Source organism: Tepidibacillus sp. HK-1 (assembly GCF_001748485.2).
GTDB classification, from domain to species: domain Bacteria; phylum Bacillota; class Bacilli; order Tepidibacillales; family Tepidibacillaceae; genus Tepidibacillus_B; species Tepidibacillus_B infernus.
On sequence record NZ_BDGM02000056.1, the window covers coordinates 1 to 889 of the forward strand.

General features: G+C 47.1%; 2 tRNA genes and 1 rRNA gene. All 3 read right to left on the bottom strand.

Annotation, left to right across the window (positions count from 1 at the left end):
* Positions 1-427 (bottom strand): 23S ribosomal RNA (locus BEN26_RS13810); the annotation flags it as partial.
* Between the two features lie 114 nt (positions 428-541).
* A tRNA-Ala gene (locus tag BEN26_RS13815) sits at positions 542-617 on the bottom strand.
* 31 nt (positions 618-648) lie between these two features.
* Positions 649-725, bottom strand: a tRNA-Ile gene (locus BEN26_RS13820).
* Between the last annotated feature and the right edge of the window lie 164 nt (positions 726-889).

Below are 889 nucleotides of genomic sequence, written 5' to 3' on the forward strand. Positions count from 1 at the left end.
AGCCTTTCCAGACTTGTTCAACTACCATCCTTTTTTCTTACTCCACATAAGACGCCCCACGACCCCGATACCCGTAGGTATCGGTTTAGGCTGTTCCCTTTTCGCTCGCCGCTACTTAGGGAATCGCACTCAAGTCCCACCAAAGTGACGGAAAGCTTTGTAGCTTATTCCGACTACTTTGGTGGGGCCCAAGTTTCTTTGCTTTCTCTTCCTCAGGGTACTTAGATGTTTCAGTTCCCCTGGTTGCCTCCTCATCCCCTATGTGTTCAGGGATGGGTATACTTCCATTACGAAGTATGGGTTCCCCCATTCGGAAATCCCCGGATCGATGCTTACTTACAGCTCCCCGAGGCATATCGGTGTTCGTCCCGTCCTTCTTCGGCTCCTAGCACCAAGGCATCCACCGTGCGCTCTTTGTAGCTTAACCTATGTTTTGCCTTGCTTTTCTTGCTATCTAGTTTTCAAGGTACATAAAAAGACGACAATGTTTAATTTATCATCTTCTTCTTAAACTTTCAAGTATCCATTGTTTCCAATTTGATGGTGGAGCTAAGCGGGATCGAACCGCTGACCTCCTGCTTGCAAGGCAGGCGCTCTCCCAGCTGAGCTATAGCCCCGTATTAGATATTAGAGTTTTAAGTTCTATAATGGTGGGCCTAACAAGACTTGAACTTGTGACCTCACGCTTATCAGGCGTGCGCTCTAACCAGCTGAGCTATAGGCCCTCAATGACACGCTTGATGCGCTAATATGAAAGGAATCATCCACTTGGGATCATTACTCTTTCAAAACTAAACAGTGTAAAAAGCCTCTCATCCGTAAGGATGAGTATTTCTCCATAGAAAGGAGGTGATCCAGCCGCACCTTCCGATACGGCTACCTTGTTACG